Origin of the sequence: Mesorhizobium sp. M7D.F.Ca.US.005.01.1.1, assembly GCF_003952545.1 — a bacterium.
GTDB classification, from domain to species: Bacteria; Pseudomonadota; Alphaproteobacteria; order Rhizobiales; family Rhizobiaceae; genus Mesorhizobium; species Mesorhizobium loti.
Window position 1 is genome coordinate 6,476,086 of record NZ_CP034453.1, and the last position, 25,008, is coordinate 6,501,093.

Genomic DNA, 25,008 nt, shown 5'->3' on the forward strand with positions numbered 1-25,008 from the left:
GGTCGGAATATCAGCCATTGCGTGCTTTCAGGCTGAGCCGGGCACCTACCAAATCCCATCGAACATTCGACGAGTTGTGATCGCTTGAGGGGCGCAAGCGACATCCGCGACGCGGCGTTTCAGATAATTGCGGCGCGATACCAGATAAAGCGGCGTGTGTACCGTTGTAGGAAAAGTGAAATCTGATTAGAATTATCTGCGCGGGAGGGCGACTAGTTATGCTTCAAAAAATCCGGTTCGTTTCGGTTGAGTAGCGGCGACATTCAAGTACAGGAAGTCACAGTCCCTGCTCGGCTGGAAAATACTGCCAGCAGGGATCCAGGCGACGAAACTGAACGCAACTTTCGCTACCAGCATCAGTATGGCGTGGTGATTCTGGCAGCGGTGCGGCGCGGCACGCTCAACTACATCGCCCTGTATTGTGAACACCACGAAGACTTCCTGGCCGAACGGCCCGATGGCCTCTTCGACGGCTACCAGATCAAGACATCAAGACCTGAAAACGGTGCTTGGACGCTTGCGTCCGCCGCCCTCACCAAGTCGATCGGCCGCTTCGTCGATCTCGTGACTGCATTTCCCGGCCAGGTCGGGAAGTTCGTATTCGTGTCTAACTCCGACGTGGATTCGGTTACACCGGCCAGCACGGACGACAAGCGTCGCGGCCGTTGCCCCCGCCTCATGCTGGACCACGTGAGATCCTGCAGCGAAGCCGACGGGATACAGCCGCCATTTCGGAACACCTTCGGCGCCTTGGCGGCGGAGCTCGGCGCGGAGAAAGCGCATCTCTTCGAAGTGTTGCGCCGGCTCGAAATCGTCAAAGGCCCCTCGCGTGAAGAATTCGATGCAGCACTCGCTCAAGAACATATCGGCGGACTAAGCGAATGTGCGCACCTCGCGCCGGATCCTCTCCGCGAGCTCTGCAACGACCTCGTCGCCCGATTCCACCGCGCCGCATCGCTGTATGTGGTCGACCCGGATCGTCACCTTGCGAAAGTTGCCTCGGGGACGATTGACGATCCGGTGATCACGGCCAAACGCATTATCATCGCTGATGTGGCTTTGGTCCCGGTGTCGAGGATCAGCGACACATTCCGCTACCAAGGCTCGCCGACCATCAGCCTCGGTCAAGTTCGGCCGAAGCGGATCTTGGAGCAGAAGCTGGCGCGCGGCGGCGTCGGCGCCCTGGTCGACTACATGAAGGCTCGCGAGCAGGCGGCAGAGTATCATTTTCTGGAAGAGCAGGCCAAGGATCCCGTGGCGGCGGCCCGCCAGCTACGACAAGTGGAAGAGGCGGTTCACGGAGAATGCCTAGAATCCTACATGGCGCTTCATACCCCCGGCGCACCATTCGGGCAGGCCATGTTCAATGAGGTGGCGACCCGTCTACGCAGCTTGGAGACCAAGCGGAAAGATTTGCTTGGAGGCGCGCCCTATGAACTGCTTATGGGAACCGCAGCGCTTTTGACCGACGATTGCCGCGTGTGGTGGAGCGACCGTTTTCAGATCGATGGAGGAGAAGGGTGAGCCTTTCCGTCCTCAAGGCCGCGGCTGATGCGGAGAACGCCGACGGTCTACATCTCGCCCGCCTGCTGGTGCTCCTGCGAAGCGCCGACAAGCGCGGCAAGAGTGCCCCGAAGCCAATCGAGGGCATAACCAAACTCGCAAAGTTGGACTTCCTGCTGCGATACCCGGTCTATCTGGAGCGGGCATTGGAGGCGCTAGACAAGTCGCCGGCCGACGCGGCGGTGCTGCCGCGAGAACGCACGACCGTCGAGACGAAGATGATCCGGTTCCGCTACGGGCCGTGGGACGGACGCTATCGGCGCTGGCTCAGCCTCCTATCATCTCGCGACCTCATTACCCTGTCATTCAGCGGCCGCAAGATCGAAATCGGCTTGACTGAACGCGGCCGCGCCCTGGCCGACGATCTAGCCAACCGTCCGACCTTCAAGGACTTCGAGACGCGAGGCGCCGTCTTGATGAAAGCGGTCGGCGCCATGTCGGCCACGAAACTCAAAGACTTCGTCTACGAGATCGTCCCGGAAATCGCTGGCATGAAATGGGGCGCTGAGATCGGCGCCAGCGACCCGGCGGCGGAGACTTCCGCTTTCAGTGGAGAGCGGCAATGAAGTTTAATCTCATATCCCTAAAACTGTCGCTGCGCCGTGCCGACGATCAGATCAACTTCTCAAAGCTAAGCTACTTCTGGGGGCAGATGGGTGCGGGCAAGTCGAGCATCGCCCGGCTGGTCGACTACTGTCTTGGGGGCACTATCCAGCTGTCCCCCGCGCTGCAGTCCGAGTTCGTCTCGGCGACCCTGACCCTTGAGCTTGAACGGGCTACGCTCAGCATTGAGCGGGCCCGGGACGCAGCCGACGTCTTTGCATCCTGGGAGGACGATCAAGGTCGCTATTCGATCGTCATCCCGTCCCGTGTGGCTGCCGGCGAGGTCATCCCGCAAACGGGCGTGGAGACCTTATCGGACTTAATATTCTGGCTATCGGAGATTAACCCGCCGCGTGTGCGCAAGAGCAAGACCAAGGCGGACAGCAAGATCGTTCGCTTGTCATTGCGCGACTTGCTTTGGTACTGCTACCTCGATCAAGACCACATCGACAGTTCTTTTTTTTACCTAGAAGAATCGGCGGAATTCTACATGCGGCTCAAGAGTCGCGACGTGATCCGCTACATCATCGGCTACCATGACGAGCGGGTCGCTGATCTGGAAGCAGAGCTCGATCAGCTCCGGGCGAATCGAACAGCGCGCGCTGCCTCGATCGATAGCCTATCCAGGGCATTGGCGGAGGTCGGCATTGAGTCGGAGGCTCAAGTGACAGAGCGCGAGTCGGGACTTCGCGCGTCGATAGTCAAGGTTACCGCAGAGCTGGAGGTGCTGCGCAAGGGGCGCCGCGAGGACCAGACCACTCATGCCATCGACGAGCTGGCGAAGACGGCCCGGAGCCTAGGGTCTGATATCGCCAAGCTCGACCTTAACGCCGAGGAACTCCGCGCCATGCGGGACCGTCACGTGCGGCATCGCAACGAAATCGATATGCTTAGCCTGAAATTCCGGCGCTCCGCGGAGGCCCGCGAAATCCTCGGGGACGTTGCCTTTAGCGCCTGCCCGAGATGCACCCAAGCCCTGCCTGCCCGCTCAGCACAATGCTGCGACGTGTGCGGTCGGGAAGATCTGGTCGACTTAGCCGATCCCGCCGAACTCGCAGCCCTTGAGGCCGATATCGCCAGCCGATACTCCGAGCTCAAGGACGCCGTCGCAGCGATCGACAATAATCTTGCCAGAATGCGGGCACAGCGGTCGAACTTGCTGCAGACCAAGGATAAGGCCGAAGCCGACATCAATCGCGCCATCGCCGAGCAGGACTCTGCCTTTCTGTCGATGAGCCTGCTGAAGGAACGCGAGCGCGCCACGCTAGAAGCCGAATTGGCGAGCTTCGCCTGGCTATTGCGCCTACCCGTTTTGCTGCAGCAGCAGCGCGAAGCTCTCGCCCAAATCGTCGCCCTAGAACAGTCGAAGCGCGAGGCGCTCAAACAGGCACGCAGCAAAGCAGAGGCGGATCGCACAAGCCTCGATCGTTTCGCCGGCTATTTCCTAGATTGCCTAGTTCTGTCCGGGGTACCGGGCATCAAGCGCAACGACCATGTCGAGTTGGACCCGCCCGACTTCTACCCGGCGATACTCAGCGCCGACCCCAGCGACCTCACCCGCTCGACATTCACCTCCCTTAGCAGCGGCGGCAAGAAGACCCTCTTCAAATGCTGCTTCGCGATCGCCCTGCACCGCATCGCGGCACAGCTTCACGCGCCTCTTCCCGAGCTCCTAATCGTCGACTCCCCGATGAAGAACATCAGCGAGCGGGAGAATAAGGCACAGTTCGAAGGGTTCTATCGACTGCTCTACCAGCTCAACGCTGGAGAACTTCGGCAGACCCAGTTCATCTTGATCGACAAGGAGTTCTTCCCGCCACCCGGCGACTTCGCTGCCGGCATCACGAACCGGCACATGCAGCCGGATAGTGACGTACACCAGCCACTGATACGCTACTACCGAGGCAAATAGCACGCTATCGCATTGAGAACCTTTCCCGGCTTGCGTCCGAATAGTCGTTATCGGATTGGAGAGCGACTACGACATGATCTGATCACTGGCGCACGACCCTCTCCTAGGGAGTGCTTGAGGCTACGCTTGCAAGGCTAAGACAGTAGCAATGTCAGCTTTCGGTAAGTCGTAGGTTTGGGTCGAACAGCCGGAATGAGGCGCAAAGCTGCCGTCGAAATCGGACCCGCGTACGCCGCGATCCATTGTCCGGAGGGGTTATCCAGACTAAACATTGTGGCTGATCAAACGGCTCGCCACGATCGCAGCTCGCTCGCATCCTCAGGAATGCTGACGCCAATTACGTAGCTCAACGAGACGCAAAACACCTGTTGGCAGTGGCCAAAGCGATCTTGAAGGCCATCTCGATTCCTGCGAGCTTCTCACGGTCAACGGAGGGCACACACCCATGGCACATAAAATGGCCCAAGTGCGCCGGTCGAAGACAATAACTAATAGCCTACGACTCCACACAATGCTGCGGCAGTTCCTAAGCTAGAGCATATTGGCTTCGGAACGAGCCTCGGCTCGGCACTGACACTTGTTGCGCTAGGGCAAGTGAAACCGTGATCTCCTAAGGGAATCATCAGCAAATAGGCTTCGCTAGACCTCTGATACATTTAGGAGCATTCTCCCGCTTGGGGAGATAGGGTGTGGATAGGTCTCGTTACGACAATCGTTCTAATCGCTGGCGCAAGCGCACTGGAGCAAAACGCTCTCGTGCACTGCGGTGGGCAAGTGTCCCGCGACGGTTGATTTTCGTCACCGCTGCTGCAGTCGGTGCCTTAGCTGCTCAGACGGTCATGATGCATAGTGACCGCTTGCCAGACCTGACCCCTGCGAACTGGATCGAGCCAAAGCCCGCCCCCATGACCGGCGTGGCGTCCGTCATTGACGGTGACACGATTGAGATCCGCGGCCAGCGCATTCGGTTCAGCGGGATCGATGCGCCAGAGAGCAAGCAATATTGCGACGACGCCAAAGGCTTCGAGTATCCATGCGGTCGGCGATCCGCCGAAGCGCTGGATAGCTTCCTCGCGGCCTCTAGGCCGTTGGCATGCATCTTTGTGACTTGGGATCGCTATCACCGCTTCGTCGGCGACTGCCGGCGCGCCGACGGCGCCAGCGTGGCCGCGTGGATGGTAGAGCATGGCCAGGCGCTCGATTGGCCGCACTACAGCAACGGCGCCTACGCGCCGCAGCAGGCAAAGGCCAAGGCGGCGAGACTTGGTCTATGGGTTGGCAAGTTCGACGCGCCTTGGGACTGGCGCGCATCGCATGGCGACGGCGCTGCGCCGTCGAGCCAGCCGCTCGGCATCATCAGTCGCAAGCTGGTCGCGCAAAGCCGCGGCCTTTCGTGCGAGCCCCGGCGATACTGCTCGCAAATCAGCTCCTGCGAAGACGCCCAATGGTACCTGCACAACTGTGCGTGGGGCCGCAAGCTGGATAGGGATGGTGACGGGGTAGCGTGCGAGACGCTTTGCTAGGGAGGGGTCCATGGATGACAAGTTTTACAACCGCGTCGGCGGCGATCGTATTTCTTCGCGGCAGATCGATGAGTTGATTGGGTTAGCGCGCGGCCTCGCTGCAGACGGAAGTATCAACAAGGCGGAAGTCGAGTTCCTTCAAAAGTGGCTGGCCGCCAATGTCGAGATTAGCGATCAGCCGATCGTCCGGACCTTGTACCGACGGGTCAATGAAATCCTTGCGGACGGGGTGCTCGATGCCGATGAACACACCGAACTTCTCGATACGTTGAACAGCTTCTCGAACCGAGATTTCGAACTCGGGGAAGTGTTGAAGCCGACCACCCTGCCCCTTTGCAATCCGCCTCCGAATTTGACCTTTGAAGGTCGGTCGTACTGTTTCACCGGGACGTTCAATTATGGCCAGCGAAAATACTGCGAGCAGGCCATAGCGGATCGTGGCGGCCGCGCCGGCAGTTTGACGCAAAAGACCGACGTGCTCGTGATCGGTGCCTACGCCACGGAGTCTTGGAAGCACTCATCGTTTGGCGACAAGATTTTCAAAGCGACCGCCTGGCGCGACGAGGGGTTGCCAATCTCGATTGTCGCCGAGAGCCACTGGGTCGGTTTTCTCTGACTTCGTCCGTTCGTTTGGCAGCGTCTCATACCATCAGCATCCTATTCGACCGAGGTGGAACGATGCGGCACAATGCGTTCAGCGATCAGATCCGCCTGTCTCGGCGATTTACAGGTCGCTTCTTTACGAGCGTGATCGCGCTCGCAGTTACAACGGCAGCTGGGTGCAGCTCCATAGACTACCAGAATGCTTACCACCGGTGAGATATCCGGCAGCTTGTTCGTGATGTGGGTCGGTGAGGGCAACAGTTCCGGTGACGGGAGTTTCCTGTTCGTGCCCGACCCTCAGGATCCCTTGATCTTCCACAGGGCAGATCCGGCAGCGCCAGGAAGCACGATCAAGCCGGGCCTCATGTACACGGACGGCGGCTCAATCCCGAAGATCGCGCAGGTCTTCAAAGGGCTGTCGCCTTGGGGCTACGCCCCAGCCTACATGATCCACGACTGGATCTTCATTGCGCATCACTGCATCGTTGACGGGAGCACGGAGAAGAGGTTCGATCAAGTTCGCGGGGTTGGCTTCGACGACTCCGCTGCGATCCTCGGTGAGGCAATCAAGGCGTTGATCGCGACGCGCCAAGTCGCGCCGAACGATGTCGCACCCACTGCCATCACGGCGGCGGTGGGAAGCGCGGTTGCCAAGAATCTTTGGTACGAGAAGGGAGCCTGCAAGTCGCTGCAGGTGAGTGCAAAAGACATTGCTTCCGCAGAGGCAGCGATACCGGGCGCCACATCCAAAGCTCAGAACCTGAGGACCTTCCAAGTACCAGAAGCCGTAATACCTTCGATCCGAGCAGTGAGGCCAGCGAAGATCATCGCTCGTCTGTCCTTCTGACCTGAGCGTCGAGCAAGCCCATGGCGGGCCGGCGTGCGGCGACCGACCGTCGAAACAGCCGTCATGGTGATCGTCATGAACTTAGCGCGAATGGCGGCCCTTATCGGAGAAGTCCGGTTTCAGCAGACGTCATTAACCAATTGAAATGGAGGTTTTGTGGTCTCGATCAATCGCGCCTGGTGGGAGCATCTCGCGCCAAAACCGATGCATCGCCGGTTTCACGAGGTTGAGACCTTGCTGCGCCAATGGTGTACCCGAGTGATTTAGACAAGGTCGAGCATGTTGAACGTCAGGCTGAAGATCGGCCGCCAGGATAGGGGCACAGCTCGGATGAGGAGCTGGTTGACTACGCCGATTTACTCGGGATTCAATCCTGCTGACTTCGCTGGTAAAGCTCGAAGACCCATGGTGAGTGGTGATGTTCCTGGTAGACCAGGCTGAGGTGTTTTTTCGGGCGCGTCACTCCGACGTAAAACAAGCGCCTGGCCTCACGAAGGCTCGCGGGAGTCTGCTTGTCGCGCGTGCTCGGAATGTCGGAAGCGTTTACTCCATACACGATGACCGCATCGAACTCCCTGCCTTTGGCGCTGTGCAGGGTGCTCAGGTTGACGCGACCTGATCCCTCGACCCGCCCGGCGAAGTGCGCGAGGGGAAGATCGAGGTCTCGGGCCGGATCGGTGTTGGTGATCATTTCCCCACAGACGTCCCATTCCTGTTCGGAGTTGCGCGCAATGTTGCGCCACGGCGTAACAAGTTCACGAGAAAAGCGCTGGAGCCAGACGTGGGTCGTCTCGACGCTTGCGAGCGAGGTGTTGAGAAACTCCATGAGTTGCACGGACAACTCCTGCTCCTCGCGTTCGCTGGCGTGGCGCCCATAGACCAGCGTCAGCGCTTGCGACAGCAACCGCGCGTATGGCGGTTCGGCATCGCGCCAGCCGCCGGTGATCCAGCGAGCGCACTCCTCGATGAAGCGCGCCAGCCGGGAACTTCGCTTGACCAGCGCATTCATGTCGGTCCGGACAAAAGGGATCCCCGCCTCTTTCAAGGCGGCCGCCACCTTGTCGCCGAGCCAGGCGGCCCGATAAAGAACCGCGATTGTTCCGAGCTCGAACCCTTGCTCCACAAGCTTGGGAATGATCGTGTTGGCGACCGCTTCAGCCTGATTGTCGTGTCCGTAGGGAACCGGCCAGAAGTTCAGATCGCCGTCGGGCGCGCCGTCGATGCCATGATAGTCGCGCTCCTCGCCAAGCGCGCCGAGCGACGCGCGGATGATCTTTGCACCGGATCGATAGTTGAAGCGAAGCCTGATCGTACGCACATCGGGCCGGCGCGTCAGGCTCTCGAGCAATTCGGGATTGGCGCCGGCGAAGGCGTAGATCGATTGGTCGGTGTCGCCGACCGCGAAGAGCCGAATTCCGCCTTCGAAGCAGAGCACCAGGACGAGTTCATGCAGCGCGTGGCCCAGGTCCTGGTATTCGTCCACAAACAATATAGGAAAGCGAGCGCGTAGCGCGTCGCGAATCCAGCCATTTTCCTTGATCATGCGATAGGCGATCAGGGGCATGTCGTCGAAGTCGATCAAGCCTTGCCGGTGCAGTTCCGCCTCGTACGCTTCGATGAAATCGGCCAGCTCCGGATTGTGTCCCCGCCATTCAGGCCGCGTGCGGTCGACATCGCGAAGGCGCTTTTCGGAAGCGAACTTCCATCGGTCGTGCGGGTTGCCGTAACCGCCGATCGAGTTCCTGTAGGCCGTTTCGACTGTCGCTTTCATCTGCGACTTGCTTGCGACCTTGAAGTCTGCCGGAAGCCCCATGGGTACGCAACGCGCGTAGGGGCTGATAACCTGGCGCAGCGCGAAACTGTGCACGGTGCCGATGAAAGCGCGGTCGCCCGGCGTGATCCCGAGGCGGGCGAGCCGCGTTTCCAGTTCGATCGCGCAGTCGTTGTTGTAGGTAATACAGGCAACACTACGCGGTTCGGAAACATCCTGGATCAGCCCGCGCGCCATCGCGGTCGTCAGCGTCTTGGTCTTCCCGCTCCCCGGACCGGCCAGCACTACGCAATGACCCTTCTCGACGACCGCGGCCGCCTGCTCCGGGTTGCCCTTTAGATCAGCCAACGCCTGAACAAGTGCCCGGTCGCTAAGCATTGGAGACCAGCGTGACGAGGGCGGCGAGGGCGGCGGCGATGTAGGGGGGCGGTGGGAGACCAGCGGCTTTTTTCGCCAGCCGGGCACCGAGTCGTCCCTTGCCGACGCTTCCAACCATCGCGAGCAGCTGCTCGGCATCGACTGGCGTGCCTGCACGCCAGTCGGCAATTCGCTTGGTTCGCACGGACCCGAAATCCTGGTCGCTGAGGATGTCGAGGAGCGAGCTCAACAGGGCGGGCGTGTTGGCGACGGAGACTTCGAAGGTCCGATCGTTGAGAAAGACGCTGGTCGTCATCGCACCGGCACTGAATGCCGCATAGTCCTTTCCCTCCCACTCCGCCAGTTGCGCCGGCGTCAGTGGGGGCTTGCCGCGGATGGTGAGCATGTCTGCCCACAGATCCATAGTGCGTTTCTTGCCGAGAGGCGGTTTGGTGCCGTCCAGAGGATCCCAGTCAGTGATGACGCAATAGGGCAGCGCCAGCGCCTCGGCGAGCTTGACATAGGGGCGGAAGTTCGTGCCGGCGACGTTGCAGACGGTGATACCGAGATCGTCAAGCGAATGGCCGAGAGACGACGCGAAGACGGGCATGAGCGCCTCTTCCGCATCGCCCTCGACAAAGATGGCGCCACGCGCGAACAGCAACTCGGCGCGTGTCGCGTCGAGATAGTTCTCGAGATCGTCAAGCTCATCGGGTGTCACCGGAAGATGCGCCAATGAGAATGCCTGCGTCGCGCCCCCTCTCCTCTTCAGCTGGACGAGTGACCGCAACGGGGCGACCGCAGCCAGGGTGGGCGAGTGGCTGGTGACTATCATGGCCTGAGCGGCCTCGGCATTACCAAGCAGCTTGGAAAAAACCGATCGCTGCAGGTGCGGGTGAAGATGGGCTTCCGGCTCCTCGATGCACAGCAGCGAGAAATTGCGTTCGTTCTTCTTCCGGCGCCACGCGAATTCCGCAAGCTTCAGTGCCAGCAGAGCAACGTTCGCCGAGCCGAGGCTGGCCTCCGCGATGCCGCGCTTGCCGCCGTCGATGTACATCGCGATAGCCCGGAAAAGGCGAAGCGGGTCGGCTGGCGCGAATCTCAAACGGGCGTCGATGTCATGCGCCTTTCCGGACAGGTAGCCGATACCGGCGCGCAGTTCATCTTCAAGCGTCTTGATGGTCGGAAGGGTTTCAAGCGCCTTGCTCGCTTTGTCGAGCTCGGCCGCCACGGCGTCGAGTTCGGGGCGGCTAATGCTCGAGACGGCCTCTTCGAGGAGATGGCGCAGCGGAGAGGCTCGCCAGCTACCGAGCTGGCCTTCGGCGTCGCGCAAGGCGTCGAGCAGATCGATCGTAATGCGGCGGCGCACTTTGCTCGGCAGCGATCGCGTTTCATCGCCACCACCGAAGACCAGGAACTCGCAGTCGGCGCTGGATTGCGGCGGGCCCGTAACGTCCGACTTCTTGCGAAAGACATAACTAAGCTGTGCGATCGTCGGATCATGGCGCGCCCGGAAATCGGTCAATAGCGCGGTCAGCGCCATGTCCGTGGCGAAATCGGAGATTTCCAGATGCACCTCGATGGGCGCGGTATAGTCGGCCGGCCCGCCATCCCAGAAATCGGTGAGCTTCAGTTGCCGTGCCGAATCGGGCAGGGTCGGATCGAGGATGAGCTGAATGGCGAAGAGCAGATTGCTCTTGCCAACACGGTTCTCGCCGAGCAGCACGACATTGCCGGCCAGCGCGACGTCGATCGACTGGAAGTTCCTAAAATTCCTGATGCTCAGCTTACTCAGCCGCATTTCCGTCACCAATGCCCGAAGTTTTTCTTTGCCTAAGCTTCAATAGCCGGTGATCTTGGGCGATCACAGTGCCCTGTTGGAACAACAACACGAAAACACGATGCCGAGTCGCTCCACTTACGTCGTCGATGGTATGTTGGCGCTTCGCAGCGCCCGCGCCGCTGCGGCGCGGGGCGGAGCGATCGGCCGCGAGATCGTAACTCTGCCTCTGCTTGCGGCGCGGCTGGTTGGTGGTTTTGCCACACCTGCCGGCACCGATGTTCTCTATCCGGCAATCAAGGCCGCGCTGGCGTCCGAAAGCTTTGGCGATATCGGAATGGTGGCGGCGTTGCCGGGGATGCCGCGTGCGGTCCTGCACGCGCTCGATTGCGCCTGGCGGGCGGATCTCGATCTGTCGTCATTGGCAGGCGAGGTGCCGAGGTTTGACGATCTTCATCGCGTCGAGACCTACGTTCGCGATCACATCCCACCCGCGCATATGCTTCCGCGCGATCTTCGTGATGCAGCCGCCAAGCGGATCGATCGTGCGCGTAGCCTGCTGGGTCCGGTCACGCTTTCGGGAGTGGTGGACGTCGATCCGCTTTGGCTGTCTCTTCTCAATGACCTCGCTCGGGTCACCGACATTACTTGGGAACTGCCGGCGCCTGCCGAGCACGCATGGTTTAGAGGGTCGATCCAAAGAAGGGCTGCGACTACTCCGGTCCGTAAATCCGCCGAGGCGAGCGCGGACCCGAAGTCGGAGGTTATCGAGGCGCTGCGCTGGACCCGGCAGTTGCTGGCGACCGGAAAGGTGCAAGCGCGAGACATCGCGATCGCCGCGACTTCGACACAGGACTGGGACGATCACTTTCTGGCCTATGCGAGAAGTGCCGGATTGCCGTTGCATTTCTCTCATGGGGTGCCCGCTTTGAGCACGCCGGAGGGCCAGGCCTGTGCCGCCCTGGCCGACATTCTCGCAAACGGGCTCAACCAGGAACGGGTCTGGCGCTTGGTCCGGCGCCTCCCCGCGCACCCGTTCGCCAGCCGGCTGCCGCCGGACTGGTTCGCCGCAATCCCGCGAAGCGCCGGCTTGCGCAGCCTCGACCAGTGGCGAGAAGTTCTGGCCGCGGCGAGGCCGCGGCGAGACGACGGCGAATTGGCCGAGCAAATCCTGCTTCCCGTTCTCGAACTCCTCGCGCGCGGCGCCGACATAGCGGCAGAGGCCGGAGCGCGGTTGCTAAGCGGCGCCAGCCTGGCGATGTGGGAGGAGGCTCTGCGAAGCGCCCCGGCACAAGCCATCGCGCTCTCCTTGCAAGCGCTGCGCGTCGCCGACCAGCGTGATCCGGCCAATAGCGTCGTCTGGTGTCCCGCATGGCAACTGGCCGCATGTCCGCGCCCGTATACGCGGCTGCTCGGCCTCACCAGCCGATCCTGGCCGCGTTCGGAAAACGACGACCCGCTGCTGCCTCACCATTTGCTCGACCGCCGCAGGCTTCATCCCGTGGGGGTCGCCGAGCGCGACCGGCACCATTTCGAGGTCATCCAGGCGCACACCCATGAACAACTCGTCTTGTCCCGCTCGCTGCGCAACCCCAACGGCGGCGTTCTGTCACCCAGCTCGCTCTGGCCTTCGGCAGAGATCGTGTACAAGCGCGATCGCATTCCGGAACATGCTTTCAGCGAAGCGGACCGGCTTTTGGCGAGACCCCGCGATGCCGGCCAACTCGCCCATGTTCGCCAAAGCCAGCTTTGCTGGCGCAACTGGCAACGGCCTTTGATATTGACGCCGCATGATGGCCTTTCAGGAGCCAATCATCCGGCGATTGAGAGAGCCTTGACGCGGGTTCAGTCGACGACATCGCTCCAGAGGCTGTTGCGAGATCCGCTCGGGTTCGTCTGGCGTTACGCTCTGGGCTGGCGCTCTGTCCGGTTCCTATCCGACCCGCTGCAACTCGGTGCGGCCTCGTTTGGCGAACTGGTTCATGAGCTGATCAGCGGCGCAATCATAGCGCTCGAGCCGACGCCGGGATTTGCGCGCGCCAGCGCCGATGAGATCGAAGCCGCGATCGCCGATGCGTCGACGGCGATCCTGCACGCATGGCCACTACAGCGTTCCGTTCCGCCACCCATCCTGTGGCGGCATACGGTGAGCGAGGCCGCGCGTCGCACTGCCAGAGGCCTCAACGCCGATGATCAGGTCAGATCCGATACGCGCAGTTGGACGGAGGTGCCGTTCGGGCAAGGCGGCGGCGCCGGGGAAGGCGCGCCGTGGGACACGACGATCACGGTCCCGATCGAGCAGACTGGCCTGGTGTTCGGCGGCCGCATGGATCGGCTCGATATTCGCGCCACCGGCGACGGCGCTCGGATCACCGACTACAAGAGCGCGAAGCCGCCTCCGAGACATCAACGCATTGCGTTGGGCCAGGGGCGAGAGCTGCAGCGCGTTCTTTATGCGATCGCGGCCCGTGCGCTGCTGCCTGAAGTCAGGACCGTAGTGGCGCGCCTGGTCTATCTCGCCGACGATCCGGCAATCTTCGAGCTCAAGGGCGACGAGCTCGATGCGGTGGTCGGCGAGGCGGCGGGTTTTCTGTCGGCGGCCATGACCATCCTGCGCAGCGGCCGGATCGCGCCGCGTTGGGAGCAGGACGCCGATTACGACGATATGCGCCTCGCGCTTCCTGCCGATCGCGAGACTTATCTGCGCCGCAAGGCTTCAGAGTTCCGGGCAGCCAACCAGCCGCTCAACAAGCTCTGGAGTGCCTTGACATGACGCTCGCCGATCAGGAGGCCCGGCGCCAGGCCATGACCGATTTTTCCTCGATCCTGTTGGTCGAAGCGGCCGCGGGAACGGGCAAGACCTCGCTGATGGCCGGTCGTGTGGCGATGATGCTGGCGGCCGGCCGCCACCCTGGCGAGATCGCCGCCATCACCTTTACCGAGCTCGCCGCGAGCCAGCTCGCGCGCCGGATCAGGGAAACGGTCGATAAGCTGCTGGCAGGCGATGTTCCCGCGTTCATCGAGGCGGTTCTTCCGCAGGGCCTTTCGGAGCAGCAGCGCGAGGCGCTTGTCGTCGCTTTTCCCCGGCTCGACGAGCTCACGGCGACGACAATTCACGGATTTTGCCAGTCGGTCATCCGCAGCCATGGCGTCCAGGCCGGGCTCGACCCCGGCGCCCGTGTGGTCGATGCCACCGTCGCCGGCAATCTATTCATGGCGGAGCTGTCGGCGTGGTTTTCGCATCGGCTCGCGGCCGATGCCGCGGAAGGCGACCCGATTGTCGTGTTGGCTGAGGAGATTCCGCTTCAGGTGGTGGATCTCATCCGTGAACTCGCGAACCTTCGGCGCAAGCATCCCGACGCCCAACCGATCCGTCCGTCCGCCGGCGCGCGGCCCGACATTGATTTCGTCCAGGCGGTCGACGATTTCGACCGGTGGCAGACGAGCGCCGAACCCGACACATGGCTTTCCGACATCGCGCACGAATTGCGCGGGCTTGCGCAGCGATATCATGACTGCCTCGCAAGCAAAGAGAGTTTCCGAGCCCTGTGGCGCCTCTGCGATCCGGGAACCGGCCTCCTCTTCGAGCGCAAAGGCCTGCAGCTAAAAACCTACGATGAGGCTGCGCGGGCCTTCGGCGCTCACCGCAATGATGTCGGTTCAACTGATGGCCGGGAGCTTTATGAAACCGTCGTCACCGCCTGGAGCGAGCTCGTCGGTCATATCGCCAGCACGTTGGTGTGCTCGCTGTCGACCTCCCTCGACCAGTTGCTGGAAAGCTATCAGGCGCGCAAGCGCGCTGCCGCCGTCCTGGATTTCGACGATCTGTTGATTCACGTCCGCTCGCTGGTCCGCGACCATGACGAGGTGCGCCAGGCCATCGGCCAGCGCTATCGCTACATCCTGGTCGATGAGTTCCAGGACACCGACGGCATCCAGAGCGAGATCCTGTTCTCGATCGCCGCGACCCAAGCGCGGCCAGGACAATGGGAGAAGTCGGAGCTACGGTCCGGGGCGCTCTTCCTCGTCGGCGATCCGAAACAGGCGATCTATCGCTTTCGCGGCGCCGACATAGAAGCCTACGAACTCTGCCGCCAGCTGATCGACGGCCAGGATCATGGTGCGGTGCTTGAGATCACCGCTAATTTCCGATCGCTGAAACCGATCATCGAGCATGTCAACGCCTGCTTCGAGCCGGTCTTTGCCAAGCCCTCGCAGCCCCGATATGTCGCGCTCGCACCGACCCTCTTCGAAGCGTCGCACCCGCTTCCCTGCGTCGCCCGCTTCACCGTCGAGGTGGCTACCGAGGGTCGCATCTACGCGGAAATGTTTCGCGAGACCGAAGCCGAGCGCGTTGCCGACATTTGCGCTGCCTTGATCGGCAATGTGTCGATAAAACGTGCGGACAAGACATCCACTCCGCTGCAGGCCGGCGACATCGCGCTGCTCTCTCCGGGACACACGGAACTGTGGCGTTACGAACGCGCGCTTGAGCAGCGCGGCCTCGCGGTATCCTCGCAAGCCGGCCAGACTCTGATGCGGCGGCAGGAAACGCAGGACATTCTGGCGTTGCTACGGGTCCTGGCGGATTCCTCCGACACGCTGGCCTTTGGCGCGCTGATGCGAGGGCCGCTGGTGGGCCTGAGCGAACAGGAACTGCTGGACATCACCTCAGCCCTTGTCGAGCAAGCCGACGGCCAACGCTTTTTCACTGTGCGGACGGATCCTGAGCTCGTGCAGCATGCTGTCGCCAGAGATATTCTCGTCGAGTTGCAGCGGCTTCGTCGGCGCGCCTCAATCGTGACCCCAAGCCTGATTTTGGCGGAGGCCATCGAACGCCTGAATGTTCGCGTGATCATGGCAGCGCGACATCGCAACAGGAATGCCCGCGCGCTCGTCAACCTCGACGCATTGATCGAGAGGGCGCGCGGCTACTCGATCGCTGGCCTGCGCGCTTTCATTCGCGATCTGCAGGAAGATTGGGAGCGCAAGGCCCGGGCGCAGGAAGGACGCATCGATGCTGCCAAGGATGCCGTCGAGATCGTCACCATTCATAGCGCTAAGGGATCGGAGTGGCCAATTGTCATTCCGGTCAATTCGACGACCGAACTCTACCGGCCGGATCAGTTCGTGCATCGGCAGTCCGACAACACGTTGCACTGGATGCTGGGGGGCGTCGCGCCGCCGGAGCTGGCTGCAGCGCGCGCCGCGGAAAGCCTGGAGGATGCCAATCAACGTGAGCGTATCTGGTACGTGGCATGCACGCGGGCACGGGATCTCCTGATCCTTCCCCACATTCCCCAGGCGTCCAAAGATTCCTGGTTCAGCTCGATAGACCTGCGTCAGCTGGACATTCCTGAGCTGGACCTTACGTCCTTTGCGCGGCGCGAAATGCCGGCACCGGCGTCTCTGACCAACGAGCAGTCTTCTGATATTTTTGCCGCCGAGCAACGGTGCGTCGAGGAAAGCGCGCCGCCGATAGTGTGGCGCCGGCCCAGCGAACATGATGCCGATCGACTCGGCGACCCTCTCGAGGGCGTCGTAACTTCGGAGAGCCACATTGAGCATTTCGAGGTGGCCGGTGCCGGCGCCCGCCGCGGCGTCATCCTTCACAAGCTGATGGAAGAGCTTCTTACCGGTGAGCTCGCGGGAGAACTCGGTGCAAGCGTTGACCGCGCTCGCGAACTGCTCAATCAATTGGTGACCGACGTAAATGACGATGAACCTCAGCCCGATCCTTATGAGATGGGAGCAGTGGCGCTCCGCGGGCTCGCTTTGCCGCAGATTGCCGAACTGCGGCCCACCTTGTGCCCGAAATCGCAATCTGGGGGCGCGACCAGGCGAGCCTTATTGCCGGGCGGGCCGACGCTTTGGCGATCATCGAAGACCGTGTCGACGCTGCCATCGATTGGAAATCCGACGTCCATCCCGCACCTGCTGTGCGCGAAGCACATATGCGGCAACTGCGTGACTACCTGTCTGCGACCGGTGCCGTGCGTGGCGCAATCGTCTATCTGACAATCGGCGAGATCACCTGGGTTGTCCCGCCATGACGGGATCATCTATTCGTCGAGGAAGCCGTTGGCGCCATCTTCTTCGATATCTGCAAATCCTGGGATGATGTTTCCGGCGAGGAGCTTCTCCTTCGACAGCAACCCGGCGTCCTCAAGCGCCTCGAAATCAGGCAGTTGGCGCAGCGTGTCAAGCCCGAACTGCGACAGAAAGTCTTTTGTCGTCACGTAGGTGTAGGGCGCGCCCGGCTGCGGGCTGCGCGGCCCGGAGGCGATAAGATCCTGCGCGCGCAGAACGCCGATCAGATCGCGCGACACCTCCTTGCCGAAGAAGGTCGATAGCTCGGCGCGGGTGATCGGCTGGAAATAGGCAATGCACATCAAAACCAGTGCCTCCGCCTGCGACAATTCTTTTGCCCCCTCGCCCGTTACCGTGCCGAAGGCGGCGCGGATGACGTCGCCGAAAATTCTCTTGGTCCGGTGCTGCCAGCCGCCAGCGACCGCGACCAGTTCATAGGGCCGGCCGGCGAGCTCGGCGCGGATGTCGTCGATGATCAGCTCGAGATTGCAGTTCTTCCCCACCACCCGCGCGAGGACACTACGTGTCACCGGTTCGCTAGCGGAAAAAATCACCGCTTCGACGCGGCCCATCCACTCGCGCCAGCGCAGCTCCGGCGGCAGGTGGTCCAGCTCGGTGTCGAGCAGCACAGGCTGTTCATTCGGCTTGCGGCGCGCAGACACTTCGCTCATCCCTACAACCCAAACAGCCGAAAGGTGGTGCGGCCAGAAAGCTCGCGCACGGCATCCAATTGTTGCAGCCGGTCGAACAGGCGCCGCGCCGCAAAGCGGGACAGGTTTTTGGTCGTCAGCGAGCCCGAAACGGCGTCTTCACTGAGCAGCAGAAAGATTACATCGCCGGCGCCTTTGGCGCGCAGTCTTGGCGCCACCGCCAGGAGTTTTTCGGCCCGGCGCGACAGCTCGGCGGCCAAACGGCAGGCCTCCGCCGCGGCTTTAACCAGCGCCAGGCAAACCGCCCGCTCAAAACTCTTGTCCGCAGGTCGGATGCGCTTGCCGCCAGCCTCATCGCGAAAAGCCGGACCAAAGGCCTGCGCCATCAGCAGCGGCAGCGGCCGCGGCCAGCGCAGGCTTTGCGCCAGCACCAGGTCGGCGAGCCACCAGGCCAAAAGCTCGGAGTCGGGGCGCATGGCGACGACGTGCGCGGCGACAGCCGCGGCAGCGAATGGCGCTGGCCGCTGGGACCGCCCCAATTCATCGATTTGCGTGGAAAGCGCTGCCCGTGCTGTCGCATCCCAATGCAGGCCGAGCTGGTCGACGATCCTTTCGAGCCGGTCGGTGTTGGCGACGGGGGGCTCCGCGGCTAACTGCCGCCAGGCGCCATAGATGGCGCCTGCAGGGCCGGGATCGGCGCCGGCCGGACGCAAGTGCCAGGCGTCGCGCAGAGCGGCCGCGTCCTCTGACCGGCCGGCGAGCCGCATGCTGGCAGCAGCACAACGAAGCGCCAGCCGCCGCCGCCAGGCCCCGGCCCAGCTGGCTTGCGTCCGGGATAGACTGTCGAGCACACCCAGGGCGGCACCGGCCTGGAAGGCGGCGTCGGCCTCGTTGGCGGCGCCGGCGACGAGCGCCCAGGCCGGCACGGTCGGCGGCTGGGCAGGGCTGGCGGTCGCGGGATCGAGACGAATCATGATTTCAGAGTAAATCGTTCGTGCGCTTTCTGCCATGATGTTCGTATCAAAACGCACAGCCTGTCGCACGATAGAAACGAATGATAATGTTGCATTATCGTTCGCCCCAAGAAATACTGAAGAGAATTCGTTGTACACTCGTACAACCGAATTCATCTTACTGGCTACGCGGCAAATTCCATGCGCCTGTCGCGTTTCACGGCAAATCTTTCTTTTATTAACCTGAGCAACCCTGTACCGTTACCAATAGTGAGTCGGAAGTGCTGGAATGCTGAATCGGGCGTTACGGGCCGACGTAGATACGCAAACGCCGTTTGGCTGAGGAATGGGGGGAACATGACGGACAGCTCGCAAACGCGGTTCGAACAAGGTACCCTGCCATGCGCAGCAGGAATGGACTGCTCCTAGAAACACCAGCAGGAGGGTAGTCAGCCGCAAAGGCAGTCGTGACCCTCTGCCTTCGGAGGACATCGGCCAGACTCTTCCTCAAAATGGAATTTCGACTATTTAAGCCGCGCTCCGTAGATAGCAAAAGAACGCCTCGTCGATAGTGGGTGTTGCGATGTAGCGGTCTATGCTCGCATCCTGCGGGAAACGCACTACGCTGTCTGCCGTCCAGTTCTCCTCGCTACCGGCTGCTTGTCTAATCAGGAGGATATCGAGGCTCGCAAAGCCGGGCCTTGCCGCTCGATCTTCCCAGCCCTTGATCTGAACGGGGAGTTTCGCGTCGACATCACCATCTTCGTTCTTGGCGTCCCAAACGACAGCCTGGTCCGTCATGTTCGAGGGTTGGTTTTGGACGCGACCGCAATGTCCTTCACGAAGATCGCCCGTCTATTCCAGTTCACTATTCTGATAACAAGCGTGTTTTTGTCTTTCAAATGTTCGATGACGTCGAGGGTTGGATCTTCGTCGCCGATCACGAATCTCGTTTGCTTTTTGGCCTCGCGCCACTGTCCTATCAAATAGGGCAAGCTTGCCGCTGCTGCGACGAATGCTGCCCAGCCGGACAAAGCTCCAACCCAATCTCGGCCCCGGTCCCAGGTCAGATTGTATTCAAGGCTTGCGATCAGCCAAGTTTGGCTTGTGATCGCCAAAGTCACAGCAACTCCAACTGCGACCCCAATCAACAACCAGCAGACGCGCATCAGCATCGTGTCCCCCTTCGGAAAGTGCGGCAGCATAACATGTCGCAAGGCATGGTACCCGCATGAGCGAAGAGGCGATTAAGCAATTCATCGAAGACGCGCGCGCGGTGTTGATCGAGGCGGCCGCGAAGACGCGCGCGCGGTGTTGATCGAGGCGGCCGCAAAGGATTTACAGAACAGCGCTACACAGAAAGGCCAGATTCACCCCAGCCTAGTAGTCGCTCATCGCCTTTGCCAGAATTGTGATCTCGATGGGTCCAAGATATCGTCTTATGATGGGAATGGCGCCCCGGCCGGATGTCTCATGCCGTCGCATGCTGCCTAAATCAATAGCATCCTGCATGATGGGCTCTTTGGCGGGTAAGTTCTGAAATTCACTATAAGTTGTTGATTTTTTTGATGATATGGCGGAGAGAGCGGGATTCGAACCCGCGTTACGGTCTCCCGTAAACACACTTTCCAGGCGTGCGCCTTCAACCACTCGGCCACCTCTCCGTCCATGCATGTCGCGTCGGCCGGTTTCGCCGCGCGGGTTGGGGAGATGCACCTCCCTTGGGGCAAGGCGGAATTTCCGCCATCGGCGTCGCCAACCAGCAAGCGCCCTTCCCCCGCACCTGAGCCGTCAAAGCAACAGGCGCGGGGCTCATCTAGTCGATCCGACGGCGAATGCCAAGCCATAACGGCAGTCTATTCGCTTTGCCGGCCACACAGTGTTTCGCAAGGCCGCCGGCGCGCCCGTTTTTGCAGCGCCGCGACCGCAATGGTGTGCAAAGGCAGGACCGCAGGCCGGCCGCCCTTGACTTCCCCCGGAGCCGCCTGTCGAGTGACAAGGCTTTGCGGGGGCATCGTGCGGACATGACATCGAGCAATGGACAGACGCCAGCCAGGCGGCCGGACAGCGGGCTGTCCTTCGTGCCGCCGGGCTGGCTCGTCTTCGTCATGGCGTGGTCGGTCTACGGCCTGATATCCACCTGGCGACTGGTGTGGGACTACAGCCTGCCGGACGGAGTTTTCTACCTGATCTATGGCGGGCTCGCCGTCGACATCATCACCATTCTATGGGGGCTCTATCTGCTCGGCCTCGCCTTTGGCCGCTCGGCGCGCTTCCCGCGCCAGTTCACCATCTGGCAGATCGCCACCATCGTCTGGCTGCTGGCGCGGCAGGCCTATGTGCTGACGATTTCCGATTTCGTCTTTTCAGGCAAGGCGCTTACCATCACCGTTGCGGAAATCGCCATCGGGGTTCTCTGCATCTATCTGCTGCGCCGCGGGTCTGAAGCCGAGACTGTCTATGCCAAGCCGGAAACCGAAGCGCCGCCGGTTCTCGTTTCGATCGTCGCCGCCCTGCTCGGCATCGTCCTCGGCGCGGTCGTTGGCGCCCTCGCCGGCTTCTTCGCGGGCTCGATCATTGCGAATGGTACCGACATGAGTTGCTTCGAAGGCGCCTGCGGGTATTTCGCCGTGTTCATCGGCCTGGCCGGGCTGGTAGTCGGCGCCATAGGCGGCGGCATTTTCGCCGTCTGGCGCGTCCACCGGCGCAAACGCAAGCCGGCGGCTTAGTCGGGCTTCAAATTCGCATATGGCGATTGCGAACCAGACATGCGCATTCTATCTCTCGTTTGAAACCGGAAGGCCCTCGGGAGGAGCTTGAGGGCTGGCCGGAGGAAGGTCTCCAATGTTTCGCTTCGTTTTCCGTCTTGCCGCAATGGTCGCTCTGTCGATTTCCGTCATCATGGCGGTGCTCGATGCGACACGCACTGTGGCGGCCTCAGTGCTGGTGCTGACCCCGCTCAACACGAGTTGGCTGGCCGTCTCGCCCGACACGCGGGCTGCCTTCGAGACCTTCGTTCGCGCCAAGGCCGGTCCGCTGCTTTGGGACGGCGCCATCGCCTGGGTGCTCAACCAGCCGGGCTTCGCCGTGTTCGCGGTGCTGGCCTTCCTGCTCTATGCGATCGGCTACAGGCGGCAACGGCGCACGGGACAGTTCGCGGCCACCTAGAGCATCGGACCCAAAAGTGGTTGCCGGTTTTGGGAAAATCCGATGCTCAAACGAAAGAGCCGCCGTCAGGCGGCTTCTTGCCTTCCACCCAGAGAGGAAAACCGCGCATGTTCTTTCTCAGCGACATGCTGAACAAGAAGCTCAATCTGCCGAAGCCATCCGAGGCGTTGCCGGGACGCGCCAGAGCGATCCCGACCGCCCCCAAGCACAAGGTCTTGAAAAGACCGCTGAAGGGTCCCTATCCCGAGGGGCTGGAGACGGCGATGTTCGGGCTGGGCTGCTTCTGGGGTGCGGAGCGGCTGTTCTGGCAACTCGAAGGCGTGTGGGTCACAGCGGTCGGCTATGCCGGCGGCTTCACGCCCAATCCGACCTATCAGGAAACCTGTACCGGGCTCACCGGCCATGCTGAAGTGGTGTTGGTCGTCCACGATCCCAAGATCATCTCCTATGCCGCGCTTCTGAAGCTGTTCTGGGAAAGCCACGACCCGACGCAAGGCATGCGCCAGGGCAATGATGTCGGCACCGCCTACCGCTCCGCGATCTACACATCAGGTGATGCGCAATTGCGGACGGCGAGCGCTTCGCGCGATGCCTATGAGGCCTCGCTGCGCGGTGCCGGCCACGGCAGGATCACCACCGAGATCGCGCCGGCGCCCGAATTCTACTTTGCCGAAGGCGATCACCAGCAATATCTGGCGAAGAACCCTTACGGCACTTGCAACCTCAAAGGTACCGGCGTCGCTTGCACCATTCCGGCTGCTGCCTCCGCCTGAGTCCCGTGGCGCAGGGAACAAGCAGCCGTGCGGCTTACCCACGCCATGCTTTTCCAAAAGGTCAAAATTCCGCGTGAATTTTGTTTCGGGCCATGCCAGATTGACCCGAGCGGGAGGGGAGTACACTCCTGGCTGACGTCGTATGCCTGCCGGAGAACCGGGTGGGTATCCGGTGCGTAACGGAAAAAATAACCGACAGGGTGTGGATCACATGAAACGTATCGTTCTCGGCCTTCTGGCCGCAACCGCAATGGTTCTTCCGGCTTTCGCCGCGGATGTCCAGCCGGCCATCCTCTATGATCTCGGCGGCAAATTCGACAAATCCTTCAACGAGGCTGCCTATCACGGCGCCGAGAAGTTCAAGACCGAGACCGGCGTCGCTTATGTCGAGTTCGAGGTGTCCAATGCCTCGCAGCGCGAGCAGGCGCTGCGCCGCTTCGCCGAGGACGGCCACAACCCGATCGTCATGGCCGGCTTCGCCTGGGAGGATGCGCTGAAGAAGGTCGCGGCCGAATATCCCGATCTCAACTTCGCCATCATCGACGACGCCGTCGACCTGCCCAATGTTCGCTCGCTGGTATTCAAGGAGAACGAAGGCTCCTATCTCGTCGGCATCCTGGCGGCGATGGCCTCGAAGTCCAAGAAAGTCAGCTTCGTCGGCGGCATGGACATCCCGCTGATCCGCAAGTTCGAATGCGGCTATGTCGGCGGCGCCAAGTCGGCCGGTGCGACCGACGTCATCCAGAACATGACCGGTGATACGCCGGCGGCGTGGAACGACCCGGCCAAGGGCGGCGAGATCGCCAAGACGCAGATCGACCAGGGCTCCGACGTGGTCTACGCGGCGGCCGGCGGCACCGGCGTCGGCGTGCTGCAGGCGGCGGCTGATGCCGGCAAGCTCGGCATCGGCGTCGATTCCAACCAGAACGGCCTGCAGCCGGGCAAAGTGCTGACCTCGATGATGAAGCGCGTCGACGTTGCCGTCTACACCGCCTTCATGGACGGCAAGAACGGCACCTTCAAGGGTGGCGTCGAGAACCTCGGCCTCAAGGAAGGCGGCGTCGACTACGCCATGGACGACAACAACAAGGCGCTGGTGACGGACGAGATGAAGGCGGCGGTCGAAAAGGCCAAGGCCGACATCATCGCTGGCAAGCTCGAAGTGCACGACTATACGGCTGACAACGCCTGCCCGTACTGAGCGGCACGGACATAAGCCAAGATCTGCAAACCGCCGGGCGCAAGCCCGGCGGTTTTGCCTTCTACCGGGTCGAGCGAAATATTCGCCACCCGCAACGGACACCATTCCGGGACAACGATGCAGCCGACGATCGAACCCATGCGGGAGCGCGATGTAGCAGCCGTCGCGCGACTGCGCCTGGCCACCTTTTTCGAGGGGACGGCAAGGACTGTCGAAGAGGATGCGGCAGGCCTTCGCCGACTGCTTGCCGGTGATGGCTTCGAGGTCGCATTCGTGGCCCGGCTCGGCGACATACCGGTTGGGGCGTGCCTGCTGGTCCGCCACGAACTTGAACCAGCGCATGATCTCACGCCATGGCTGGCCGGGTTGGTTGTCGATGCCGGGTATCGAGGCGCAGGGATCGGCAGCGCGCTGGTCAGGGCGACTGAAGCCCATGCGGCTGTGCGAGGTGTTGAGACCCTCTATCTCCACACATGGGAAGCACGTGATTTCTACGCAGCCCTAGGCTGGAACATGATTGAGGTTTTTGCGCAGGACGACGAAACGATGGCTCTGATGTCGTGCCAGCCGCGAGCATGATCCCGAAAACAAAGCTCTAAAACTTGCCGACCCGCGCGCCACGATCACCGACCAGACAATCGCCGGCGCCAGCGGCCAATGCGCGGTGCGGCCAATGCCGTGCGGCCGCTGTGGCAGGCTTCGGATCACGGTTGGCGACCTGGCATCGCTCAGGCCAGAGGTGCGCATCTGCGGCAGGTCGGCAATGCGCTGCGTGATCTGCTTCCAGCGCTTTTCGCCATCCGCTGGTTCGGCACGGTCGAAGACATGCATGCGTTCGGCAAGCCGCACCACGGCATCGCGGAAGGCCGGGTCGATCTCCAGATCCCGTTCTGCCCGCTCCCGGTCCTTATCGTTCATCAGGCCGAGCACATAGTCGCCGGCCCGCGCGATGCGATCGCTTTCACCGGCCATGGCGTGCACCCTCCCTTTTTCCTCACCAATGCGGCGGCTTGGTTACAGGCACGTCATCTCCTGCCTGCTCTTCAAGCGCCAGGAAGCGATCCGTCAGGGCATCGAGCTTGCGCTGCATGCGCTCGATCACCTTCCACTGCTCGGCGATCTGGCCGGACAGTTCCTCGATGGTCTTCTCCTGTTCGGCGGCGCGGATCTCCAGCGTCGTCAGCCGGTCGGCGGGCATGATCATTCAGAATCCC

The 25,008-nt window shown here is 61.7% G+C and carries 20 protein-coding genes and 1 tRNA gene; 13 read left to right on the forward strand and 8 right to left on the reverse strand.

Features of this window, described 5'->3' with window-relative positions:
• Positions 1 to 246: 246 nt before the first annotated feature.
• From EJ076_RS31450 to EJ076_RS31475, 6 genes are all read left to right on the forward strand, one after another.
• Positions 247 to 1,524, forward strand: a complete 1,278-nt coding sequence (locus EJ076_RS31450) for a dsDNA nuclease domain-containing protein (protein WP_126070489.1) — start codon at positions 247 to 249, stop codon at positions 1,522 to 1,524.
• Entirely contained in the window at positions 1,521 to 2,129 is a 609-nt protein-coding gene (locus EJ076_RS31455) for a hypothetical protein (protein WP_126070490.1), read from the forward strand. The genes EJ076_RS31450 and EJ076_RS31455 overlap by 4 nt, the downstream gene beginning before the upstream one ends.
• Positions 2,126 to 4,078 carry a hypothetical protein gene (locus tag EJ076_RS31460; protein WP_126070491.1) on the forward strand — a complete coding sequence of 651 codons (1,953 nt, stop codon included), beginning with the start codon at positions 2,126 to 2,128 and terminating at the stop codon, positions 4,076 to 4,078. The genes EJ076_RS31455 and EJ076_RS31460 overlap by 4 nt, the downstream gene beginning before the upstream one ends.
• Before the next feature lie 857 nt (positions 4,079 to 4,935).
• Positions 4,936 to 5,601, forward strand: a complete 666-nt coding sequence (locus EJ076_RS31465) for a thermonuclease family protein (RefSeq protein WP_224673595.1) — start codon at positions 4,936 to 4,938, stop codon at positions 5,599 to 5,601.
• 10 nt (positions 5,602 to 5,611) lie between these two features.
• On the forward strand, positions 5,612 to 6,217 hold the full coding sequence (locus EJ076_RS31470) for a BRCT domain-containing protein (protein ID WP_095775707.1): 606 nt from the start codon (positions 5,612 to 5,614) through the stop codon (positions 6,215 to 6,217).
• A 186-nt stretch (positions 6,218 to 6,403) separates the two neighbouring features.
• The gene (locus EJ076_RS31475; RefSeq protein WP_126070493.1) at positions 6,404 to 7,051 is read left to right on the forward strand and encodes a hypothetical protein; all 648 of its coding nucleotides are present in this window, start codon (positions 6,404 to 6,406) and stop codon (positions 7,049 to 7,051) included.
• A 367-nt stretch (positions 7,052 to 7,418) separates the two neighbouring features.
• On the opposite strand, the gene EJ076_RS31480 is transcribed toward EJ076_RS31475, so the two are convergent.
• Together EJ076_RS31480 and EJ076_RS31485 are read right to left on the reverse strand one after the other, a co-directional pair.
• Positions 7,419 to 9,200: an ATP-dependent helicase gene (locus EJ076_RS31480; protein ID WP_126070494.1), complete on the reverse strand. Its 1,782-nt coding sequence runs from the start codon at positions 9,198 to 9,200 to the stop codon at positions 7,419 to 7,421.
• Entirely contained in the window at positions 9,193 to 10,989 is a 1,797-nt protein-coding gene (locus EJ076_RS31485; protein WP_245463118.1) for an AAA family ATPase, read from the reverse strand. The genes EJ076_RS31480 and EJ076_RS31485 overlap by 8 nt, the downstream gene beginning before the upstream one ends.
• A gap of 46 nt (positions 10,990 to 11,035) precedes the next feature.
• Between EJ076_RS31485 and EJ076_RS31490 the strand changes: the two genes are divergently transcribed.
• Complete coding sequence (locus EJ076_RS31490; protein ID WP_126070495.1) at positions 11,036 to 13,732, forward strand: PD-(D/E)XK nuclease family protein; 2,697 nt, start codon at positions 11,036 to 11,038, stop codon at positions 13,730 to 13,732.
• A complete protein-coding gene (locus EJ076_RS31495) occupies positions 13,729 to 16,977 on the forward strand; it encodes a UvrD-helicase domain-containing protein (RefSeq protein WP_245462922.1) in 3,249 nt (1,082 codons plus the stop codon). The genes EJ076_RS31490 and EJ076_RS31495 overlap by 4 nt, the downstream gene beginning before the upstream one ends.
• A gap of 44 nt (positions 16,978 to 17,021) precedes the next feature.
• On the opposite strand, the gene EJ076_RS31500 is transcribed toward EJ076_RS31495, so the two are convergent.
• The 4 genes from EJ076_RS31500 to EJ076_RS31515 all read right to left on the reverse strand — a co-directional run bounded on the left by EJ076_RS31500 (position 17,022) and on the right by EJ076_RS31515 (position 20,316).
• Positions 17,022 to 17,720: an SMC-Scp complex subunit ScpB gene (locus tag EJ076_RS31500; protein ID WP_126070496.1), complete on the reverse strand. Its 699-nt coding sequence runs from the start codon at positions 17,718 to 17,720 to the stop codon at positions 17,022 to 17,024.
• A gap of 2 nt (positions 17,721 to 17,722) precedes the next feature.
• Positions 17,723 to 18,673: a DUF1403 family protein gene (locus EJ076_RS31505; protein WP_126071192.1), complete on the reverse strand. Its 951-nt coding sequence runs from the start codon at positions 18,671 to 18,673 to the stop codon at positions 17,723 to 17,725.
• Between the two features lie 776 nt (positions 18,674 to 19,449).
• Positions 19,450 to 19,827: a hypothetical protein gene (locus EJ076_RS31510; RefSeq protein WP_126070497.1), complete on the reverse strand. Its 378-nt coding sequence runs from the start codon at positions 19,825 to 19,827 to the stop codon at positions 19,450 to 19,452.
• 399 nt (positions 19,828 to 20,226) lie between these two features.
• Positions 20,227 to 20,316 (reverse strand) — tRNA-Ser (locus tag EJ076_RS31515).
• A gap of 360 nt (positions 20,317 to 20,676) precedes the next feature.
• Between EJ076_RS31515 and EJ076_RS31520 the strand changes: the two genes are divergently transcribed.
• From EJ076_RS31520 to EJ076_RS31540, 5 genes are all read left to right on the forward strand, one after another.
• Positions 20,677 to 21,381, forward strand: coding sequence for a hypothetical protein (locus EJ076_RS31520; RefSeq protein ID WP_245462923.1), 705 nt, complete (start codon positions 20,677 to 20,679; stop codon positions 21,379 to 21,381).
• Between the two features lie 115 nt (positions 21,382 to 21,496).
• Positions 21,497 to 21,820: a hypothetical protein gene (locus EJ076_RS31525; RefSeq protein ID WP_126070498.1), complete on the forward strand. Its 324-nt coding sequence runs from the start codon at positions 21,497 to 21,499 to the stop codon at positions 21,818 to 21,820.
• Between the two features lie 107 nt (positions 21,821 to 21,927).
• On the forward strand, positions 21,928 to 22,593 hold the full coding sequence (gene msrA / locus EJ076_RS31530) for a peptide-methionine (S)-S-oxide reductase MsrA (RefSeq protein ID WP_126070499.1): 666 nt from the start codon (positions 21,928 to 21,930) through the stop codon (positions 22,591 to 22,593).
• A gap of 211 nt (positions 22,594 to 22,804) precedes the next feature.
• On the forward strand, positions 22,805 to 23,794 hold the full coding sequence (locus EJ076_RS31535; protein WP_109661151.1) for a BMP family ABC transporter substrate-binding protein: 990 nt from the start codon (positions 22,805 to 22,807) through the stop codon (positions 23,792 to 23,794).
• Between the two features lie 117 nt (positions 23,795 to 23,911).
• Positions 23,912 to 24,373 (forward strand): GNAT family N-acetyltransferase, encoded by a 462-nt coding sequence (locus tag EJ076_RS31540; RefSeq protein ID WP_126070500.1) that lies wholly within the window; start codon positions 23,912 to 23,914, stop codon positions 24,371 to 24,373.
• Here EJ076_RS31540 and EJ076_RS35925 read toward each other — a convergent pair.
• Positions 24,296 to 24,766, reverse strand: a complete 471-nt coding sequence (locus tag EJ076_RS35925; protein WP_245462924.1) for a hypothetical protein — start codon at positions 24,764 to 24,766, stop codon at positions 24,296 to 24,298. The two genes, EJ076_RS31540 and EJ076_RS35925, sit on opposite strands and share 78 nt — an antisense overlap.
• Before the next feature lie 22 nt (positions 24,767 to 24,788).
• Positions 24,789 to 24,995, reverse strand: a complete 207-nt coding sequence (locus tag EJ076_RS31550) for a SlyX family protein (RefSeq protein WP_181956538.1) — start codon at positions 24,993 to 24,995, stop codon at positions 24,789 to 24,791.
• Between the last annotated feature and the right edge of the window lie 13 nt (positions 24,996 to 25,008).

What these genes read in the sequence shown, in the direction of transcription:
- EJ076_RS31460 (WP_126070491.1), top strand. Translation starts at nt 2,126, where the DNA reads ATGAAGTTTAATCTCATATCCCTAAAACTGTCGCTGCGCCGTGCCGAC.
- EJ076_RS31470 (WP_095775707.1), top strand. Translation starts at nt 5,612, where the DNA reads ATGGATGACAAGTTTTACAACCGCGTCGGCGGCGATCGTATTTCTTCG.
- EJ076_RS31475 (WP_126070493.1), top strand. Translation starts at nt 6,404, where the DNA reads ATGCTTACCACCGGTGAGATATCCGGCAGCTTGTTCGTGATGTGGGTC.
- EJ076_RS31480 (WP_126070494.1), bottom strand. Translation starts at nt 9,200, where the DNA reads ATGCTTAGCGACCGGGCACTTGTTCAGGCGTTGGCTGATCTAAAGGGC.
- EJ076_RS31495 (WP_245462922.1), top strand. Translation starts at nt 13,729, where the DNA reads ATGACGCTCGCCGATCAGGAGGCCCGGCGCCAGGCCATGACCGATTTT.
- EJ076_RS31500 (WP_126070496.1), bottom strand. Translation starts at nt 17,720, where the DNA reads ATGAGCGAAGTGTCTGCGCGCCGCAAGCCGAATGAACAGCCTGTGCTG.
- EJ076_RS31505 (WP_126071192.1), bottom strand. Translation starts at nt 18,673, where the DNA reads ATGATTCGTCTCGATCCCGCGACCGCCAGCCCTGCCCAGCCGCCGACC.
- EJ076_RS31510 (WP_126070497.1), bottom strand. Translation starts at nt 19,827, where the DNA reads ATGCTGATGCGCGTCTGCTGGTTGTTGATTGGGGTCGCAGTTGGAGTT.
- EJ076_RS31520 (WP_245462923.1), top strand. Translation starts at nt 20,677, where the DNA reads ATGACATCGAGCAATGGACAGACGCCAGCCAGGCGGCCGGACAGCGGG.
- EJ076_RS31525 (WP_126070498.1), top strand. Translation starts at nt 21,497, where the DNA reads ATGTTTCGCTTCGTTTTCCGTCTTGCCGCAATGGTCGCTCTGTCGATT.
- msrA (WP_126070499.1), top strand. Translation starts at nt 21,928, where the DNA reads ATGTTCTTTCTCAGCGACATGCTGAACAAGAAGCTCAATCTGCCGAAG.
- EJ076_RS31535 (WP_109661151.1), top strand. Translation starts at nt 22,805, where the DNA reads ATGAAACGTATCGTTCTCGGCCTTCTGGCCGCAACCGCAATGGTTCTT.
- EJ076_RS31540 (WP_126070500.1), top strand. Translation starts at nt 23,912, where the DNA reads ATGCAGCCGACGATCGAACCCATGCGGGAGCGCGATGTAGCAGCCGTC.
- EJ076_RS35925 (WP_245462924.1), bottom strand. Translation starts at nt 24,766, where the DNA reads ATGGCCGGTGAAAGCGATCGCATCGCGCGGGCCGGCGACTATGTGCTC.